The organism is Gilliamella sp. Lep-s35 (assembly GCF_009795845.1).
Classification (GTDB): domain Bacteria; phylum Pseudomonadota; class Gammaproteobacteria; order Enterobacterales; family Orbaceae; genus Gilliamella.
The window spans coordinates 1-942 of sequence record NZ_WTEX01000071.1 but is presented as its reverse complement, the minus strand read 5'-3'; the positions used below and the strand labels follow the sequence as shown (position 1 = coordinate 942).

2 protein-coding genes are annotated in these 942 nt (G+C 27.5%); both read left to right on the top strand.

Going from position 1 to position 942, the window contains the following annotated elements:
- A partial coding sequence (locus GQ590_RS12040) for a hypothetical protein (RefSeq protein ID WP_237397886.1) occupies positions 1 to 273 on the top strand: 273 nt, incomplete at its 5' end.
- Positions 264 to 938, top strand: a complete 675-nt coding sequence (locus GQ590_RS12035) for a hypothetical protein (protein WP_160409297.1) — start codon at positions 264 to 266, stop codon at positions 936 to 938. The genes GQ590_RS12040 and GQ590_RS12035, both read left to right, overlap by 10 nt.
- Positions 939 to 942: the final 4 nt, after the last annotated feature.

The window sequence follows — 942 nt, the reverse complement described above, 5'->3', positions numbered from 1 at the left end:
CAAAGAGTTGGAGGTAAAGCTAATGTGACTCAAGGAATACACGTTGATTTTGGGGATAACAAAATAGGATTAATGGTAGAAGCAGAACTAATTAGAAGAAATAATGCTGTAAAAGACCCAACATTTAAAAACTCAATCAATTCACCAGGAGAAAAGCTCCTAAAAGACGCAGAACTAAATAACAAATCGCTATACGATGATATTGTAAAAAAAGCAGATGACTTTGAAACCAAATTTAATAATCAAAAAGGAAAAGGAATAAAATGTCATTAGATAAAACAATAAGAGAAAATTTGAATGGAAAGTATTTAATAATTCATTCAAACGATTTAGAAGAGGGGATAAATTACGCCATTCAAATGAAAGTTTCTCAAATTCAATTAAGAGGGATATTTGGGAGAGAGAATAGCGATGTTAAAATAGATTTTAAAGTGTTTGAGAAAATTTCTACACAGCTAAAGATTTTATCATTAAGCACTATTGAAAATGCAATTAATACAGAGGGAATATATTTTCTTGAAAATTTGGAAAAGCTCTATTTGGATAAACAAAAATTCAAAATAGATGTTTCAAAATTCCCTAAAATTGAACATTTAGGTAGTGAATATTGGAAAGGGCTAATAAATTTGAATAACACACACACTTTGCAAAGTTTGGTGATTTCAAAACTTCCTAATACAAATCTTAAAGAATTGTCAGAATTACAAAAATTGCAAATTGTTCATATTTATAGTTCGAAAATAGAAGCATTAGCAGGTATAGAAATGCTTCCAATAAAAGAATTATTATTAGCGAGAAACAGCATTTTAGAGGATATACAAGCTATAAAAGAATTGAAATCACTACAAAAATTACTTATTGAAAAGTGTAAAAAAATTACTGATTACACTTTAATAGATAGCTTAAAAGAGAAAGTGGATGTAAGAATTATTAAATAACAAA